Source organism: Acinetobacter amyesii, from assembly GCF_023499985.1.
Taxonomy (GTDB): Bacteria; Pseudomonadota; Gammaproteobacteria; order Pseudomonadales; family Moraxellaceae; genus Acinetobacter; species Acinetobacter amyesii.
The window spans coordinates 184,027-202,708 of the sequence record NZ_JAMCOU010000031.1 but is presented as its reverse complement, the minus strand read 5'-3'; the positions used below and the strand labels follow the sequence as shown (position 1 = coordinate 202,708).

Here is an 18,682-nt window from a genome sequence, read left to right as displayed (position 1 = left end):
TCAAAGCCTGACTGTGTTGGGGTTGAGCTAGATTTGTGTTGTTATTTTTACAAGTTTAGATCTTTGTTTGACTCAGCTTAGGTTCTCTTTTTGACAATGTAATGATGCTTTGATGACAGTTCGATGAATATTAATTTTTGAAGATGCTCAACTTTTCTATACAACCAATAGCGCTAGCTCCATTGGCTCATCATGGCTTGATCCACCACGCGATATAGCGCTTGCTCAAATTGTTGTACGGGATATTGCCAACCAATTTTAGCTGCGTCTTTTGCCGCTTCGATGCCCATGGTTTTTAATTTAGCGCGTTGCGGCAATTGTTGCATAAGACGAATAAATTCATCGGTTCGAGATAAATGACATAACCATCCCGTTTGCTGATTTCTCACGTGCAATTGGGCACATGCGGCATTATATGCAATCACCGGCAATCCACTGGCCATTGCCTCCAAAACCACATTACCAAAGGTCTCAACCTGACTTGCGAAAACAAAAACATCCGCACTAGCATAGGCTTCCGATAAAGCCTGACCACTTAAACTTCCCATAAAAATAACATCTAGGGATTTTGCCAGTTGCATTAGTCGTTCACGATCAGGCCCATCACCCACAATGACCAATTTCGTTCGTGCATCCATGGCCAACATCGAACGATAGGCTGAAATTAAAACATCTACCTCTTTTTCAGGAGATAGCCGACCGACATACAGCATCACGCGGGTATGTTCATCTGCTCGCCACTGTTGTCTCAGATCTGCTCGATAATGTGAGGGAGAAAATCGACTATGGTCCACACCACGTCCCACCACCACCAATGGACAACTAAAACCTAATCGATGCAGGGCATCTGCAGTATCTTGGCTCGGGACACAGGTGAGTTGAGTATTGTTATGAAACCATCGTAAATAATGTTGTACAGGCTTCATTAAAAACGCTAAATCAAAGAATCGACTAAAATCATGAAAGGCCGAGTGAAAGCCACTGGACACAGGAATCTGTAATGAACGCGCCAGTTGGAGCATAGCAAAACCCAAAGGCCCTTCAGTGACTATATGCACAATGTCGACTTGGGCTTTTTTTAAAGCTTTACTGAGTTTGATCAGTTGCGGCCAGCCAAATTGTAAACCTGAATATTTAGGAATCGACTGCGCTCGAACCAAACACTCTTGATCAGGTCGAAAATCCTGACAACTTTCGGACTGTTCTGGGCGTATTAAAAAAATGGAGTTGCCTTGTTGCTGCAAGCCCTTACACAGTTGCAATAAAGAATGTGCAACACCATTAATTTCTGGCGCCCACGTATCCGTAACAATGGCGATTTTTAGACCTGGACGGATTAAGGTTGAGACCGTTTGCACATCCATTCGTGATTGCATATGCTTAAACTGGAACTGAAATCGCGTAGGCTCATCCTGCATACGCCCTAAATTGATAGCCGATTCTGTCATGATCTTACATGCTTCTTATAAATGTATAGTCACAGTTTAAGCAGCAGTTTTTTGCATTTTGATGATTATTTGATGACAGTTTATTGAAAGAAATTGTCTTATTTCTTCTACAAAATCATGATTTATCCGTAATTTTTAATCAGTTTTAAAATCGTCTGACCCGCACGAGAAGTGATTTGCATATCTGCGTTCATCCGTTCTAAACACCCACTCATACTACGAAGCCCCACACTCAAACCGGCTTGATTGACCAGATCCACATCAACCCCCACGCCATTGTCTTCTACTTCCATTATCACTGCCGTGTTTTCATAATAAATCCGAATCTGCACCACGGTCGCATGACTATGCTTCACAATATTGGTTAATGCTTCTTCGGCTACACGCTGTAAGCTTAGACATTCCAATGGGGTAACATCCACTTCCCATTTCGCAGGAATTGACCATTTAGCGTGTATATTGAGCTCATCAAATAACTGATAAAACAGTGCACAAAGGATGCCATCCATAACAAAGGGGTTTCAGGCAGTCTGGTGCCTAAACTACAACCGCTATCTATGATATGTCGTAAATCATCTCTTAAAATTTTCAACATCGATAAAAATTGTGAATTGGTCAGATCTTTAGCGCTCTGCTCAACCTATGCCATTAATCGAACCAATGATGGAGCTGAACCATCATGTAGGTCATGTGCTATTTGAATACGCTCTTGCAAGCGAGTATTTTCCATTTCTAGCTGATAATGATTTTGTAAGGTAGCGTTAACTCTTCCTTTACTTGAGTGACCGTTGTTGCCAACGTTTGATTAAACTTTTCAATTCGTCTTACACTTTTAGTCAAGCGTAGTGCAAAAATAATCGCCACACCCAAAGTTGTTATCGGGGAAGCATATGCTGAAATCAAATTTCCTTCATTTCTGACTTTATACGCATAGCAGAAAATTAAGCTACTTAGATTGAAGCACAAGATTCACCTAAATATCTATCATCAAGCTTCAATCTAGCAGTATGAACGAAATCAGCACTCTGCATTATTCACCTTAGCCATGAAGAAAATCTGTCGCTAAGCAACTCAAAACACCATATTTACAAAGACTGTATCGCGGTAGATTCCTGCAGGTGTCGTTGCATTCACTCGCTCCACCAAACGCACTGCAATCACATAGTTATTTTTGCCAGCGCCTTGCTCGGTAGAAACATTCCACAGATTTTCCATCGCACCTGAAACAGTCATTCGTGTTTTGAGCTTAATCGGGCCATTCGTTACAAAACTACTGCCCGAAGTATCCTGCAAATTAGGGCTATTAAAGCGTATGCGGTATTTACCGGAACAATCGACACTAAATGAACTTGCCGCTTGACTATTATAGTAATTCGCCAAGCGCATATTGGTTTCACTGATTCGTCCCATTTCACAACGACTCGGTGCTGCAAATGTCATTGAACTAAATAACGCTGCTGAGATGAATAAAATACTTTTCATTGGAAATACTCCTTTATTTACACTGCAATGTAATTAATTCAGGAGTTTGGTTTTCTACCTTTTTCGGCACTGTTAATGCTGTTTGGCAAGATCGACCACCACTGGTCCTCACCGTCAACTTGTAGTAGCCTTCAACCAAACCATATAACATCACCGTGCCATCTGAACCCACTGGATAAACATCAGCTTCTGGGGTATCAATTGCAACTTCACTTCCTGCAACAAATTGATGACCTTGTTCATCCAATATTTTGACCAATATTTGTTGTGTATCAAATACTGAAAAATTAATGTTATAACCACGCTGTCTTAACGCAACTAAACGATGTGCAGCATTCGGAACTTTACTTTCGATCGGCAATTGGTTTTCATCGAATGAAATATCGTAATTAATATAAGGAACGATATCGTGTACAAAGGCATAGCCTCTTTTATTGGTTTTTGCGACCGGAGACATTGATCGCATGACATCAATATCTTCACGGCCACCAACATTCACTAAAGCAAAGGCATTATCGACAAAACTGGTCAATGCGTATTGACCGCCCAACCACACCATAGCACCACGGTAGCCAACCTGGGTTGTTGAATCATTTTCACTATAGAGATGACTTAAGGTTAAATCACCAACATCAGTGGACAAACCGCCATAGGCATTTAATACCGTTTCATCATTACGATAATCCACACCAAGCGCATAATTTGCACCATATTCACCGAATGCATTTTGAATGAAACGTACACCGCCGGATTTATTGGTACCTGCATCAGCCTGAATACGTTTACCACCACCAAAATTATAAGAAAATGTGATAAAGGCACCTGAGTCATCGCTATCACCAAATTCTTTAAAATAATTGGCGGTATACATTAAATTTTGTGTAATTTCGCGACTCACACCCACTGTGAGCATTTTGCGATCCTCTAATTCAAATAAAGGATCATTAGATTCATACTGGGTTTGTTCGATATAGTTCAGGTTTAAATTTTGAAAGAATGGAAAATTAGCAAAACTTAAATACGCCATATTTTCAAATTTTGGAAAAATATGATTATCTTCATAGCCCAACGCCCGATAATCATTTGTAGCGTAGCGTGAACTCACACCAAAATTGAGTTTCCCGAAATTACGACTGATAGCCAAACCTGCAGAATAACCATCGTCATTATCGGTTTTACTGCCTAAAAAAATACTGTCTAAAACAAACCATCGATTGACCGCTTGCGTCCATAGCAGTCCTGCATTTTTTACTTTGTCACTATAGGTTGCACTTGCACCCAACGTGGTACGACTGGTGACACCTCTACGCCAATAGGCTGAACTAAAAAAATCGCGATAATCGCTATTTTCTTCGTCATAACTGAAGCGTAGTTTCCCTAATGATATGTTGTAATCATTTAAATCTTCTTTAAGCAATTTACTACTAATTAATACCGGGAAGCTTCTAACAGTAGTATTCCCCAATACATCTTGTACAACCATTTGCGCTGTACCGGCACTTTCAATATTGGCACCTGTTTGTAAGTTATAATCTCCAGGTGAAATCTTTTTCTGATAAATATTTACGCCATCAATATATAAATCAACAGTCGAAGGTAAAACCGCACTACCTTTTAGACTTGGAATATTCCAATACACGAAATCTGGGCGTGACGTATAGTCTGTACCAAAACTCAAACCACCAAATCGCACACCATGAATTAATGCACTATATGCAGAGGTCGTATCACCAATAATCAGTTTGGTCGCACTTTTAGAAAAATCAAACTCAAGACTACTATTTAACCTGACGAATTTTTCTTCACGATAATCATCTCCTTTATTATTTCGATAAAAGGCATTATTTCTTAAAATCCAATTGTCTTTAAACACGCCCAGTTCAGGTAGCACACCAAAATTATTATGTTGAGTATTATTTTCAAAATGCATTTCATAATTAAGAAATGCACCAAAATTTGCAGGCATCGGCTGGCTGATTAAGGTATCAGTTTCTAGCCCAAAGAAATATTTTGATGGAAGATTAATTTTGACGGCTTGCAATTGAGGATCAAATCCAGACTGAATATCTTGATCCGTTACCAAACAAAATGAATTTTTAGTTGCATGTCGTTTCAGAATTTCTACTTTAATTTGCAGCTTATCAAGATCTGCGCACTCTATATAAAACTTGTTATTTTCAGTCAGTAATAATACTTCGCTCTTGCGGTCTACTTCGTTTACCCAAATACTGGTTGGAAATAAATCATCAGGCATATCAACGGCTTCTGCATGAGCAGAATTAGCACATAAAATACAATATAGAAGCAATGTAATTCTGTTCATAGCCACTACTCAACTAAATTAAACTCCAAAGGAGTGTCACCTTTATCTGTTTCCACAACGACTTTATAATTACTAGCGCCTTGTAAAGAAACATTCCCGATGTCGTATTGGTTTTTACCTAATGCCAATAAATATTTCATATCGGAAGATTCAGCGACTGTTTTCTTGCTTTTATCGATGACATAAAGTTTTTGGATTTGAATGTGTGATTTTGCTAAATTTTCAACCTGAATAATGGTACGACCATTCATTTTTTTGGCAATAAATTTTAAATAAGCGGATTCTTGTTTGCCGACAAAAAATGGCACATTAATACTTAATAACAGTGCAATTTTCGATTCAGAGTTCGTCACTTGAGGTAGCTCAGTATAAATAATACGCCATGCTTCTTCTTGTTGTAGATTCATACTCTCTACAGATTGAGTAAAACCCACACGAACCATTTGTTTTGAGTTTGGTTTTAGAATGAAATTTTTCGGATTGATAATAATATTGGATTCAGGTGAAAGAATATCTTCACCTGCAGCATTTTGAGTCCATTTAAATGCTTTAGCTTCAAAAATACGTGGTGTCTCATCATCCCCTTTCGATTCCAAAGTAAATGTCGCACTGCGTTGTTTAGATTTATCGGTTAAATATAACTGCACAGGGCTAATTGAAATTCCTGCAAATATTTGAGGACTCAATAAGCAAGTCATTAAACTTAATGAAACGACTTTGAATAAACTTTTCATATACCCACCCCAGTACATTTAAATATTATTATCAATTCAAAATAAAAAGAAGTTGACCCTAACTGTGTAGAATCAACTCCCTAAATTTGGATTAGTAAGCTACTTTGATATATAAAGTATCTTTGTATGTACCAGCACGTTGAGTCGCTGAAATTGCAGATTTTGGAGCAACAGATACTGTGAAGTTATCAACACTCATACCAGCTACAGGTGTAGAACCGATTGGATAATTCACACCACCTTTTGAAGTCGTGATTTTTGTAAATACTTTATCACTAGTGGTTTCATGTTTTACAAAAGTATCTGCACTTGAACCCGCGTTTAGCGTAGATAGATTTAATGTATATGGAGTGTTCGTTGTAACTGTAAAGCCACTAGCACCCGTATAACTGTCTTCAACGAGTTTGATGTCTTTACCTACCAAAAGCTCACATGCTTTCAGAATCTGTAACTCGATGTCGATTTCGCCTTCACACGGCGCACCGCCACATTGTTTAGATTCTTTTTTACCACCAGCGATTGCAGATGTTGCTGGAAGTGCTACGAACAATGTTGCAGATAGTACTGCGGTTAAAATTTTAGATGTAGACATTTCACTTCTCCATTCTCATATGAGATTTATTAGTATGTGCATCAAAGGATATTTATTAAGAAAAACTAATTAATCTTACTTTCCCTAGGTGCTGATTCATTCTTAATCATGTTGAGAAAAAAAGAACCTAATATGGAAATTTCACACGAATATTCATGTAATATTATTTTTTACAAATATTTAAATTATGTGTTTGTAATATATTAAATATTTTTAATTTTTATATTTTCATTTAATTTTCCTCTTTATCCCAAATTTTGGGGATTTTTTTCATATCCCTATTTTTTGGTATATTATATCTTATTGTTTTTATTAAATTTAGTAACATTAAAAATAATATAGGCTGTTACATATTTCACCAAATATTTGTGAAATAGTTCAAAATAATTTTCAAACAAAACAATATTACATGAATATTCAACTATATTAATAGTAAAGACCGATTAAATTTAAATTTTAAATAGAATCTTAAATATATAATCACTACTTTCAGGTATGTCTTTTGAAACGCAATACAAGAATTACGTCACCAAATACTGAGCCTTTGTATTAAATTACAGGTTTTGAAACACGTCTTAGTTTCCAATGTTAAGCTTTTGTAAATCATATTTTCTTTCTTGAAATTTCAGTTTTTTTGTTTTTCAAATTTTTAGAATCTCATTTATTACGTGAATTATCACATATATAGAAATTCACCCCCTCTCTTTCAACACTCATTTTACTTTGTTTTTTTATTCAAAATACGGACCACCTCTTTTAAAACTGCCTGGATTCTTCTTTAGAAAATTCTATAAATAAAAAAAAGCCCCAAATTATGGGGCTTTTTAAAAAATTTAACTTACTCACTGACTGGATAAAGCAATCCTTGATCGACTCGAAAGATTTGACCTGATCCAAAGTCGATCTGCTGCAGCTCTCCTTTTAATTTTGGGAAGCCAGCAATTTTCTCCAATTGCGGTGAGCGTTGAAAATTCTTCGTTTTAGGATTGTACATCCAATAAATAAATCGCTTATCTTCTATTTTTCGACCATCAGAAGTGTCTGAAAGTACAACATCATAGTATCCATCAAAGTTTACATCTAAGAATCCCATACTATTCCCAAAGGCATTAAAGCCTTGTAATGACTGTAGTACTTTGCCATTTGATTTATTAATCACATCTACGCGTTTTAGTGACTTCCCATAAGGTTGGTCTGCAGATTGCACCCCATAAAACTTAAACAGCAGGATAGGTTTATCTGCAGCTTTAAACGCAGGTTCAAACTGTAAATAACTTGTAGATGGTGGTACCGTCTTTTCCATCAGTTCAGCTTTAAACGAGCCTGTATTTGCATTCAAGGTTCCTGCCAATCGATAAGCAGTTGCCGCACTTTGTTCGGTCCCAACATTAACTGAATTCAAGTCAATAAAATCAGCTTTTTGAGTCCCTTTAAAGTTAATTTGTTTGGGCTCTTGCAGATCAGTCAAAGTCCCGTGCGGATTCCATATACCAGCATACAAATCTAAGAAATAGCGCCCTTCAGTCGAGCGAAGCATCCGCTGCATGGATATCCGAACCTCAGGTAAAGGCTTTAACTCAGGCAGTGTTATATCTGCCTCTTGTGCAAAACTCACCACTGGTAGACAAAGAGCGAGTAAAAGAGGGAGTTTTGATATTTTCATTGCAATTACACACTCCATACGGCATGAATAATGCCTACTCTATCACAACCTAAATTCAACACAGCTGACACAAATATAGGAGTTTTGAAACCACCTACAACTCAAATCATCAGATTAAATTGGAGTCGCTTTTAAAGCCCAAGTTTCCAAATCTAATGAAATACATTTCAAACCAATATTAAATTGAATACATAGATCTTTCAGCAATTCAAACTGATCTACCTTATGATCAATTACTAGCTTCACAAGCTCTTGCTTTCTTCTACGATCAATATATGCATTTTTCCCAACATATACTTCAACAAAGGCTTCTTCAGGCAATTTTAACGTATAAATTGGACGCGTTTGCAATTGGACTCTTTGCCAAAGTTGGTCATTGATATATGCATGTGTTTTTGTAGAAAAGTGATACCCGAATTGAGCATCGCTAATATTTTTTACAATACGTACTTCCTCTTTGTATGCCCATTCCTGCATTTTATAAAGCAAACCATGCTTTATTAAAACTTCTTCATTATCCCAATTTAAAATATTTGAATTTCCTACCGACATTAATTTTTCAACACTTGCCACATTGGCCTGCTTCGGCGCTGTTTTTAAATATCTCAACTCCCCTTTTGTTGAAGGAATAATAAATTGATCACCATCTTCAAGGCCTGCTTTGCATGTGTCTATTCCGATCACGACACCTTTTTTAACTATCCCCATAATGTGGCCAGATGAGTAGATTTAAAGCAGTTCTAGTCAAACTTAAAATCACATATTTTCTAGAAAACTGATTTCGGAATGCCCTACTGCTACCGATGTCGGTACATCCAAATCATAAAAACCAAAACCAGTGCATTCAAATGGGTCATTAAAATCTTCTAAATGTGAAAACCTAGAGATTTTGTTTTTAAAATCGTTAAAGCAGCTTCAAAACTCACATATTTATATAAAATCATTATTCTAACCCACGCTAATATTGGGTTCCTTGTAGCATAAAACTCAAAAGATAATTAAATAAATTCTTTTCTTTGCTTACGATTTTGTTCGCTTGGATCCAAAGTATGAACGAGTACAAAACATTGTTTTGTACGAAGTACAACGAGGCAGCACACTGTTTTGAGTGACGCAGAAGGAATGAGAGCACTACTTTTCTATTTTTTAGGCAAGTAACTTTAGATATTAAAAAACCCACTCAAAATGAGTGGGTCTTCGTATTCAAATCAATTGATTCAAGAAATTAGTTTTTCTCTTTATCAACGATTTTGTTCGCTTGGATCCAAGGTACGAAAATGATGTAAGCATCGCTTACATCATTTGAGGCACGCAGCCTTGATACTGATTTCACTAAGGCATAAAAAAGCCCCTGTTAAATTCTGGGGCTTTTTGACTTAGAAATCAGAACTTAGTTCTTTTCTTTATCAACGATTTTGTTTGCTTGAATCCAAGGTACGTAAAAATAGAAAAGCATGCTTTTCTATTTTTAAGGCACGTAACTTTAGATATTAAAAAACCCACTCAAAATGAGTGGGTCTTCATATTCAAATCAATTGATTCAAGAAATTAGTTTTTCTCTTTATCAACGATTTTGTTTGCTTGGATCCAAGGCATCATCGCACGTAACTTGTTACCAGTTACTTCGATACCATGCGCCGCGTTTTGACGACGACGAGCAGTCATAGAAGGATAGTTCAACGCACCTTCTTGGATGAACATCTTCGCGTATTCGCCAGATTGAATACGTTTAAGTGCATTACGCATTGCTTCACGAGACTGTTCGTTGATTACTTCAACGCCAGTTACGTATTCGCCATATTCAGCATTGTTTGATACTGAGTAGTTCATGTCCGCAATACCGCCTTCGAACATTAAGTCAACGATCAATTTAAGTTCGTGTAGACATTCGAAGTAAGCCATTTCTGGTGCATAACCAGCTTCAACAAGAGTTTCGAAGCCCATTTTAACCAATTCAACAGCACCACCACAAAGAACTGCTTGCTCACCGAAAAGGTCAGTTTCAGTTTCTTCACGGAATGAAGTTTCGATAATACCTGTACGGCCGCCACCAACACCTGAAGCGTAAGAAAGCGCAACGTTACGTGCATTACCAGAAGCATCTTGGTGAACAGCGATAAGATCAGGTACACCTGAACCACGTTGGAATTCTGAACGTACAGTATGACCAGGTGCTTTTGGAGCAACCATGATTACGTCAAGGTCAGCACGTGGAACAACTTGGTTATAAAGAACAGAGAAACCATGAGCAAATGCTAGTGTTGCACCTTGCTTGATGTTTGGCTCAATTACGTCACGGTAAAGTTGTGATTGGAACTCATCTGGAGTCAAAATCATAACTAAGTCAGCTTGAGCTACAGCAGCAGGAACTTCTGAAACTTTAAGACCAGCATTTTCAGCTTTTTTCCAAGAAGTAGAACCAGCACGTAGACCTACAGTTACGTCAACGCCTGAATCTTTAAGGTTAAGCGCATGAGCATGGCCTTGTGAACCATAACCAATGATTGCTACTTTTTTGCCTTGGATGATAGATAAGTCTGTGTCTTTATCGTAAAAAATTTGCATTGCTGTCTCCGCTAAAATGCTTTTGTTTCCTTTAACTTGATACCGTGATTCTGTTTGATTATTCACGTTTCAAGTACCTCAGCCATAGGAGTGAGGTGAATATATAAAATTAGATAGTTAAAACTTTTTCGCCACGTGCGATACCTGAAACACCTGAACGTACAACTTCTAGAATTGTATTTTCAGCTAAGGCATCAATAAAACCATCTATCTTTTCAGTTGTACCTGCGATTTGAATGGTATATGTCGTTGGTGTTACGTCTACGATTTGTCCACGGAAAATATCCGCAGTACGTTTAATTTCTGCGCGCGCTGAACCAAGTGCTTTGACTTTAATTAACATCAATTCACGTTCAATATGAGCACCTTCAGACAAATCAACAACTTTAACAACTTCGACAAGCTTGTTGAGTTGTTTGGTGATTTGTTCAATTTTATGCTCATCGCCATACGTGGTTAAAGTCAAACGCGAAAGCGTCGGATCTTCTGTTGGCGCTACGTTTAATGTCTCAATGTTATAACCACGCTGAGAGAATAAACCTACCAAACGTGAAAGCGCACCTGCTTCGTTTTCTACAAGTACAGAGATAATATGTCTCATTGTGTGCGCTCTCCTTTGCCTAACCACATATCTTTCATTGACTGGCCAGCAACCAACATTGGATATACATGCTCTGAACGGTCAACCATCACGTTAATAAACACACACTTGTCATTGATCGCCATCGCTTCAGCAAGCTTCGACTCGAGTTCATCTGCATGGTCAATTTGAATACCTACATGACCATACGCCTCCATTAATTTAGGGAAGTCTGGAAGTGACTCAACATACGAGCTTGAGTGACGACCTTCGTAGTTCATGTCTTGCCATTGCTTAACCATACCTAATGCACGGTTATTCAAGCATAGAATTTTTACATTCAAGCCATATTGCTTACATGTAGATAGTTCTTGGATACACATCTGAATCGATGCTTCGCCAGTAATACACACTACTTGTTGATCTGGGAAGGCAAGTTTAGCTGCCATAGCATATGGCAAACCTACACCCATGGTTCCTAGACCACCTGAGTTGATCCATTGACGTGGACGTGTGTATTTGTAGTAAAGCGCACCAAACATTTGGTGTTGACCAACGTCTGAAGTAATGATGGCTTGACTATTGGTAATTTTATCCAATGCTTCAACAACTTGCTGTGGCTTCATCGAACCATCAGTTGGTTTGTCATAGTTCAAACCATGAACTTGGCGCCATTCATTGATTTGTTTCCACCAAGCCGCGATATCTTCTGGATTTGGTTTAGACACATTCAATTGCTTTAATTGAGCCAACATTTCAGTCAATACAGGCTCTACTGCACCCACAATTGGGATGTGCGCCATAATTGTTTTTGAAATCGTTGCTGGGTCAATATCAATATGAATGACTTTTGCATTTGGACAGAATTTCGCTGGATTATTGGTTACACGGTCATCGAAGCGCGCGCCTACACACAGAATCACATCTGCATTGTGCATGGTCATATTGGCTTCATAAGTACCATGCATACCCAACATACCAATGAACTGTTCATCATTGCCCGGATACGCACCAAGGCCCATTAAGGTACTGGTTACTGGATAACCCAATAAATGTGCAAGTTCTGTCAACTGTGCAGAAGCGTTGCCTTGAACCACACCACCGCCTGAATAAATAATTGGGCGTTTAGCATGAATCAATTCATCAATTGCTTTACGAATTTGACCTGAGTGACCACGATGCGGCGGTTGATACGAACGCATTTTCACTTTTTCAGGATATTCGTAAGCAAATTTCTCTGCAGGATTCGTCGCATCCTTTGGAATATCAACAACAACAGGACCCGGACGGCCACTTGAAGCGATATAAAATGCCTTCTTAATAATCGAAGGGATTTCGCTTGCATGACGTACTTGGAAGCTGTGTTTTACGATTGGGCGCGAAATACCGACCATATCCGTTTCTTGGAACGCATCCTCACCGATAAGATGGCTTGCAACCTGACCTGACAAAATCACCATTGGGATTGAGTCCATATAGGCAGTTGCAATTGGAGTTACGGTATTTGTTGCACCAGGACCAGATGTCACCAATACGACACCTGTTTTACCTGTGACACGTGAGTAAGCATCAGCCATATGACCAGCAGCTTGCTCGTGGCGCACTAGGTAATGATTGATTTTTTCTTGTTGAAATAGCGCGTCATAAATATGCAGTACTGCGCCGCCTGGGTATCCAAAAACATGTTCAACGCCTTCGTCCGCTAAAGCGCGAACAAGCATTTCACCACCAGATAAAAGTTCCAACGTGATTCACCCTAATCTTTTTTCACGCACAAATGGAGGGCATTTGTCGTGGTTAATTCATTAACTGTGTGCTCTGTTATAGCACACAAATTTCATAGTTTTCATAGCAATAAGAAAAAAATCTGACCTGCTTGCTGTTTGAGCAATATGGGGTCTAAAACATGTTGGGATAAACATATTTTGTTGGCTTTGTTCAACCTCTCGGCTAGAGAAGAAGTCCATTGCTAAAATGCACTCATTCGAAGGGTGATCGATCTAAGGCATATAAAACTAAAGACAGCATTTTTGTAGTTTCAACCATTAAAGTCAAGTTTAAAAATGGGCTTTTTTCTGATTACTTACAGACCGTTTGTTTTTTAAGCACACTCCCGTTCTTTGCATTCTTTGTAGTTTGTTTATTTATAACCAGTTAGCATGTATTTAATAAAATACTTTTATAAATCTAATAAATAAATTAAATGAATTGCTGTAGGTTTTTAATTCAATTGCCTCACTTTCAACTTAAGGCATGGATTAAATGATAAAAACACAATATTTTGATTGCTTATTAATTCCACAATTCATCATTCACAAAGTTATTCATCCCACACGATGCCCCTTTTATCCTTTGTGCTAAAAAATGCATAGATTCTGCTGTCAAAAAAGCGCAAAATTTTCAGCATAATTTTGCATGATCACTCTAACTTTGGGACTAAATTTATGATGAAGACGACGATTGCTCGCACTGCCTGTATTTTATCTAGCATGGCATTTTGCCTGACCAGTTTGGACCTTTCAGCGAAAGAATATTACAAATGGGTGGATGCAAAAGGTTCAACGCATTACACCACTACGCCACCGCCAAAAAATGCGCAGCGTAAAGGTAAAGTGAATACCTATGGTGCAACAACGACTACGCAATCAACTCCAGCAAAAAACCAAGAAGAGGTTTCACGTGAAGCCGAACAGTCGAATGAACAAAATGAGCAGCTAGCGGAACAACAACGCGAAGCCAATGCAGCGCTCCGCCAAGGTCAAGCCGTAGCCTCCGCACCACAATAATTTACGCCAAAGCCTTCAATTTTGACTTAAATTATTTACATCTACACAGCATCGCAAAATTCACTCTAGGCGTATTTTGCGCTATGCTGTAGCACAAACTTTTTAACCGTTATTTCTATTTACGTTTATGACTACTCACATTGACCCTGAATATCAAGCCAGTGCGATTGAACCTACAGTCCAACAAGACTGGGAAAATCGCAAAGCCTTTAAAGTTGCCGACCAAGTAGAAGGACCACGTCGTTATATCCTCTCTATGTTCCCTTATCCAAGTGGCAAACTGCATATGGGTCATGTGCGTAACTATACGATTGGTGACGTGATCAGCCGTTTCCACCGCTTACAAGGTGAAACTGTGCTACAACCCATGGGTTGGGATGCTTTCGGCCTACCTGCTGAAAATGCGGCGATTGCCCATCAAGTCGCTCCTGCAAAATGGACTTTTGAAAACATTGATTACATGCGTAATCAGCTTAAAAAGTTAGGTCTTTCTGTAGATTGGGATCGTGAATTTGCAACTTGCACACCTGAATACTATCGCTGGGAACAATGGTTATTCGTACAGCTTTATAAAAAAGGTTTAATTTACCGTAAGCTTTCAACAGTGAACTGGGACCCAGTAGACCAAACTGTTTTAGCAAACGAACAAGTTGAAAATGGTCGTGGCTGGCGTTCTGGTGCATTGGTCGAAAAACGTGATATTCCAATGTACTACTTCCGCATCACTGACTATGCGCAAGAATTACTTGACGATTTAGAAACATTAAAAGACGGCTGGCCACAGCAAGTTTTAACCATGCAACGTAACTGGATTGGTCGCTCACAGGGTATGGAAATTACCTTCCCTTCAGCGAATCCAGACGTTTATGCAGATGGCTTAACTGTATTTACCACTCGTGCTGACACCTTAATGGGTGTGACTTATGTTGCAGTTGCAGCAGAGCATCCAATGGCACTTAAAGCTGCGGAAAACAACCCAGAGCTTGCTGCATTTATTGAAGAATGCCGTATGGGTTCTGTTGCAGAAGCTGATCTTGCGACTGCTGAAAAGAAAGGCATGGCAACTGGTCTTTCTGTGAAGCACCCAGTTACAGGTGAAGAAGTTCCTGTTTGGATCGCAAACTACGTCTTGATGTCTTACGGTTCAGGTGCGGTGATGGCAGTGCCTTCACACGATGAACGTGACTTCGAATTTGCCAACAAATATGGCTTAACCATTAAGCAAGTGATTGATGCCAAAGGTGCAAACGATGCAGACTTTGACGCAACCACTTGGCAAGAATGGTACGGTTCTAAAGAAGGCAAACTGGTGAATTCAGGCGAATTTGACGGTTTAGATTTCCAAGGCGCATTCGATGCATTCCTTGCAAAACTTGAGCCTCAAAAGCTTGCAAATGTAAAAGTTCAATTCCGTTTACGTGACTGGGGTGTTTCTCGTCAGCGTTATTGGGGTTGTCCAATTCCTATGATCAACTGTGAAAAATGTGGTCAGGTTCCAGTACCTGAAGAACAGCTTCCAGTTGTATTGCCAACGGACGTGGTGCCGGATGGTTCAGGCAACCCACTAAACAAAATGCCTGAATTCTACGAAACAACTTGTCCATGCTGTGGTGGCGACGCTCGTCGTGAAACAGATACGCTAGATACCTTTGTAGAATCGTCTTGGTACTATGCGCGTTACGCATCTCCAGACTTTACGGATGGCATGGTGAAACCTGAAGCGGGTCAAACTTGGCTTCCTGTGAACCAATACATCGGTGGTGTTGAACATGCGATTCTGCACTTACTCTATGCACGCTTCTTCCACAAATTGATGCGTGATGAAGGTGTGGTACAAGGCAACGAACCATTCACTAACTTGCTTACTCAAGGTATGGTGCTTGCGGATACTTACTACCGTGAATCTGAGTCAGGCAAGAAAACATGGTTTAACCCTGCCGACATCGACTTAGAACGTGATGAAAAAGGCCGTATCATTTCTGCGAAATATCAAGGTGATGGTCAAGACGTCGTGGTTGGCGGTCAAGAAAAAATGTCGAAATCGAAAAACAACGGTATCGACCCGCAAGCGATTATTGACCAATACGGTGCAGATACTGCACGTGTATTCATGATGTTCGCAGCTCCACCAGATCAATCACTTGAATGGTCTGACGCAGGTGTTGAAGGTGCAAACCGTTTCTTAAAACGTGTATGGCGCCTAGCATCTGGTTTCCTTGAACAAGGTAACTCTGCTGCAAATATCGACAAAGCGACACTATCTACCGCTGCACAAGACTTGCGTCGTAAAACACACGAAACCATTCAAAAAGTGGGTGATGACATTGCACGTCGTCACGCCTTCAACACCGCGATTGCTGCGATGATGGAACTTTTGAATGCAAACAATAAATTTGAAGCCAAAGATGACAATGACGTTGCCGTTGCACGTGAATCAATCATTACCCTTCTAACTTTACTTGCTCCGTTTGCACCACATTTAAGCCAAACCTTATTGGCTGAGTTTGGTATCGAATTAACATCAGCACGCTTCCCTGCTGTAGATGAATCTGCGCTGACTCGCAATACACAAACGATTGTAGTGCAAGTGAACGGTAAACTTCGTGGCAAATTAGAAGTGTCTGTCGATGCCTCTAAAGATGACATTTTGGCACAAGCAAAAGCATTACCTGAAGTTCAACAATTCTTGACTGGTCCAACCAAGAAAGAAATTGTGGTGCCGAATAAATTAGTGAATTTGGTGGTTTAAATTCCTTATATTTCCTTCTCCCTTTGGGAGAAGGTTGGGATGAGGGTAATTAACCTCTCCCTAACCCTCTCCTATAAGGAGAGGGAACAAAAGGATTTCACAATTCCCAAACAAAGCCCGTTGCGAGTCAACGGGCTTTGACTTTACAATCCACACAGGATTTCAACATTATCCCTTCGGGAAACAGAGGACACTTTATGCACTTGGTTCAACGTGTTGCTGCAATTGTATTAACTATGGGCCTGAGCGCAGGCATGGTCGGTTGTGGTTTTCATTTAAAAGGCACCAACCCTGCTGCTGTACCTGTAGCCTATTCCAATATGCGATTGGCACTTCCTGAAGATACGGATGATTTACATGAAAAGTTAGCGATTTATTTAGGTTCTGCAGGCGTGCAATTGAGCAATAATCAAAATGCCTATGTCTTACATGTGTTGGATTACACTCCACGACGTTTAGAACTCAATGGTAAATTGGTTGAAACTTTACTGCGCTTGAATGTGACGTTCCAAATTGAAGATGCTCAAGGTAACCCTGTGACAGAACCACGTACATTGATGGCAACACGTAGCTACCAATACGACGTAGCAACCGTGAACACCGATGACCAAGAAGAAAAATATTTAAAACAAGTGATTATTGATGACATTGCACAACAGATCGTGCGCCAAATTTCATCAAACCGCTTACCGAAAGCGAATCCACTAACTGCACCGACCAAAGCTGAGTAATTTTGATTTATGAAACTTGACTATCTTCAGGCATTAAAACGTGTAGATGAAGCGCAAGGTGCCTGGGTGCTGCATGGTCAAGAGCCATTACTTGAACAAAATCTCCTTGATGCATTTCGTAAGAGTTGGAACGCTCGAGAAGTCGAGCGTCAACGTTATGACATTAGCTCTGCTGCTGATTGGAAAAATGTCTTTAATGCTTTAAATAGCTTGTCATTATTTTCCAGTCAACTGGCAATTGAGGCACATGGCAGCATTAAACCCGATGCCAATGGACTAAAACTGTTAAAAAGCTATTTGCAGCAAAATGAAAGTAACTTGCTGCTCGTGGTCATGCCGAAGCAAGACAGTGCGAGTTTAAAGACCAGTTTTTTCCAAACCATTGATGCCAATGGAGTCAATGTTGCACTGACTGCAAACTACCCTAAAGATCGTCAGCAAATTTTGGCCGTTGAAGCACAAAAGCTCGGCATTAAACTCGCCAATGATGCTTGGCAATGGCTAGAACAGCATCATGAGCACAACTTACTGGCTGCAAAAAATAGTTTAATGCGTGTCGCAGATACTTTTCCTGAAGCTGAAATGATTCAGATTGATCATCTGTACTCTTGCTTACAAGATCAGTCACGCTACACCACCTATGATTTAAATGATGCAATGCTGCAAGGCAATTTGGCGCAATCAATTAAAATTTTTCAATATTTGATTGCCTCTGGCGAGCCGATGTCGCTGATTTTATGGAGTATCAGTAAGGAAATGCGTTTGCTGATGCAACTGTTTGAGCAGCCACAAAATGCTTTGCAAATTGGTATTTGGAAAACCAAAGTCGGGCTGTATCAACAAGCGTTACGCCGTTTAAATGCGAACGATTTTTTGACTTGGCCTGCCCTATTACTTCGTTTAGACGCGTCAATAAAAGGTTTAGGTCATGAAAATCCTGAGCACTTGGTACAACAAGCTATTGCCAGCTTGTGTGGGCGCAGACTCTTCTAGTCTAATAAAAGGCTGTAATAACTTGCATTCCAGTAT

The 18,682-nt window shown here is 39.4% G+C and carries 15 protein-coding genes; 4 read left to right on the top strand and 11 right to left on the bottom strand.

What is annotated here, in order from left to right:
- Nucleotides 1-173 precede the first annotated feature (173 nt).
- The 11 genes from M5F03_RS09565 to M5F03_RS09515 form a co-directional block, all read right to left on the bottom strand.
- Entirely contained in the window at nt 174-1,451 is a 1,278-nt protein-coding gene (locus M5F03_RS09565) for a glycosyltransferase family 4 protein (RefSeq protein WP_372491138.1), read from the bottom strand.
- 119 nt (nt 1,452-1,570) lie between these two features.
- Nucleotides 1,571-1,957, bottom strand: coding sequence for a sensor histidine kinase (locus tag M5F03_RS09560; RefSeq protein WP_249708180.1), 387 nt, complete (start codon nt 1,955-1,957; stop codon nt 1,571-1,573).
- A gap of 562 nt (nt 1,958-2,519) precedes the next feature.
- Nucleotides 2,520-2,930: a hypothetical protein gene (locus M5F03_RS09555; protein WP_249708178.1), complete on the bottom strand. Its 411-nt coding sequence runs from the start codon at nt 2,928-2,930 to the stop codon at nt 2,520-2,522.
- Nucleotides 2,931-2,943: 13 nt separating this feature from the next.
- Nucleotides 2,944-5,253 carry a fimbria/pilus outer membrane usher protein gene (locus M5F03_RS09550; RefSeq protein ID WP_249708177.1) on the bottom strand — a complete coding sequence of 770 codons (2,310 nt, stop codon included), beginning with the start codon at nt 5,251-5,253 and terminating at the stop codon, nt 2,944-2,946.
- 5 nt (nt 5,254-5,258) lie between these two features.
- Nucleotides 5,259-5,987, bottom strand: a complete 729-nt coding sequence (locus M5F03_RS09545; RefSeq protein WP_249708172.1) for a fimbrial biogenesis chaperone — start codon at nt 5,985-5,987, stop codon at nt 5,259-5,261.
- 91 nt (nt 5,988-6,078) lie between these two features.
- Nucleotides 6,079-6,579: a hypothetical protein gene (locus tag M5F03_RS09540; protein ID WP_249708163.1), complete on the bottom strand. Its 501-nt coding sequence runs from the start codon at nt 6,577-6,579 to the stop codon at nt 6,079-6,081.
- 838 nt (nt 6,580-7,417) lie between these two features.
- Entirely contained in the window at nt 7,418-8,242 is an 825-nt protein-coding gene (locus M5F03_RS09535; RefSeq protein ID WP_249708162.1) for an XAC2610-related protein, read from the bottom strand.
- Between the two features lie 114 nt (nt 8,243-8,356).
- Nucleotides 8,357-8,950, bottom strand: coding sequence for a hypothetical protein (locus M5F03_RS09530; RefSeq protein WP_249708161.1), 594 nt, complete (start codon nt 8,948-8,950; stop codon nt 8,357-8,359).
- An 840-nt stretch (nt 8,951-9,790) separates the two neighbouring features.
- Nucleotides 9,791-10,807, bottom strand: coding sequence for a ketol-acid reductoisomerase (ilvC, locus tag M5F03_RS09525; RefSeq protein WP_078192867.1), 1,017 nt, complete (start codon nt 10,805-10,807; stop codon nt 9,791-9,793).
- 109 nt (nt 10,808-10,916) lie between these two features.
- Nucleotides 10,917-11,408 (bottom strand): acetolactate synthase small subunit, encoded by a 492-nt coding sequence (gene ilvN / locus M5F03_RS09520; protein ID WP_078189625.1) that lies wholly within the window; start codon nt 11,406-11,408, stop codon nt 10,917-10,919.
- Nucleotides 11,405-13,132, bottom strand: a complete 1,728-nt coding sequence (locus tag M5F03_RS09515; RefSeq protein WP_168378448.1) for an acetolactate synthase 3 large subunit — start codon at nt 13,130-13,132, stop codon at nt 11,405-11,407. Before M5F03_RS09515 ends, ilvN begins: the two co-directional genes overlap by 4 nt.
- Before the next feature lie 699 nt (nt 13,133-13,831).
- Between M5F03_RS09515 and M5F03_RS09510 the strand changes: the two genes are divergently transcribed.
- The 4 genes from M5F03_RS09510 to holA all read left to right on the top strand — a co-directional run bounded on the left by M5F03_RS09510 (nt 13,832) and on the right by holA (nt 18,646).
- Nucleotides 13,832-14,173 carry a DUF4124 domain-containing protein gene (locus tag M5F03_RS09510; RefSeq protein ID WP_249708160.1) on the top strand — a complete coding sequence of 114 codons (342 nt, stop codon included), beginning with the start codon at nt 13,832-13,834 and terminating at the stop codon, nt 14,171-14,173.
- Nucleotides 14,174-14,300: 127 nt separating this feature from the next.
- On the top strand, nt 14,301-16,922 hold the full coding sequence (gene leuS, locus M5F03_RS09505) for a leucine--tRNA ligase (RefSeq protein ID WP_249708159.1): 2,622 nt from the start codon (nt 14,301-14,303) through the stop codon (nt 16,920-16,922).
- A gap of 197 nt (nt 16,923-17,119) precedes the next feature.
- The gene (locus M5F03_RS09500) at nt 17,120-17,653 is read left to right on the top strand and encodes an LPS-assembly lipoprotein LptE (protein WP_078192675.1); all 534 of its coding nucleotides are present in this window, start codon (nt 17,120-17,122) and stop codon (nt 17,651-17,653) included.
- 9 nt (nt 17,654-17,662) lie between these two features.
- On the top strand, nt 17,663-18,646 hold the full coding sequence (gene holA / locus M5F03_RS09495) for a DNA polymerase III subunit delta (protein ID WP_249708158.1): 984 nt from the start codon (nt 17,663-17,665) through the stop codon (nt 18,644-18,646).
- Nucleotides 18,647-18,682 lie beyond the last annotated feature (36 nt).

Coding starts and splice junctions, on each gene's coding strand:
- M5F03_RS09560 (WP_249708180.1), bottom strand. CDS start 1,957: ATGGATGGCATCCTTTGTGCACTGTTTTATCAGTTATTTGATGAGCTC.
- M5F03_RS09555 (WP_249708178.1), bottom strand. CDS start 2,930: ATGAAAAGTATTTTATTCATCTCAGCAGCGTTATTTAGTTCAATGACA.
- M5F03_RS09550 (WP_249708177.1), bottom strand. CDS start 5,253: ATGAACAGAATTACATTGCTTCTATATTGTATTTTATGTGCTAATTCT.
- M5F03_RS09545 (WP_249708172.1), bottom strand. CDS start 5,987: ATGAAAAGTTTATTCAAAGTCGTTTCATTAAGTTTAATGACTTGCTTA.
- M5F03_RS09540 (WP_249708163.1), bottom strand. CDS start 6,579: ATGTCTACATCTAAAATTTTAACCGCAGTACTATCTGCAACATTGTTC.
- M5F03_RS09535 (WP_249708162.1), bottom strand. CDS start 8,242: ATGAAAATATCAAAACTCCCTCTTTTACTCGCTCTTTGTCTACCAGTG.
- M5F03_RS09530 (WP_249708161.1), bottom strand. CDS start 8,950: ATGGGGATAGTTAAAAAAGGTGTCGTGATCGGAATAGACACATGCAAA.
- ilvC (WP_078192867.1), bottom strand. CDS start 10,807: ATGCAAATTTTTTACGATAAAGACACAGACTTATCTATCATCCAAGGC.
- ilvN (WP_078189625.1), bottom strand. CDS start 11,408: ATGAGACATATTATCTCTGTACTTGTAGAAAACGAAGCAGGTGCGCTT.
- M5F03_RS09510 (WP_249708160.1), top strand. CDS start 13,832: ATGATGAAGACGACGATTGCTCGCACTGCCTGTATTTTATCTAGCATG.
- leuS (WP_249708159.1), top strand. CDS start 14,301: ATGACTACTCACATTGACCCTGAATATCAAGCCAGTGCGATTGAACCT.
- M5F03_RS09500 (WP_078192675.1), top strand. CDS start 17,120: ATGCACTTGGTTCAACGTGTTGCTGCAATTGTATTAACTATGGGCCTG.
- holA (WP_249708158.1), top strand. CDS start 17,663: ATGAAACTTGACTATCTTCAGGCATTAAAACGTGTAGATGAAGCGCAA.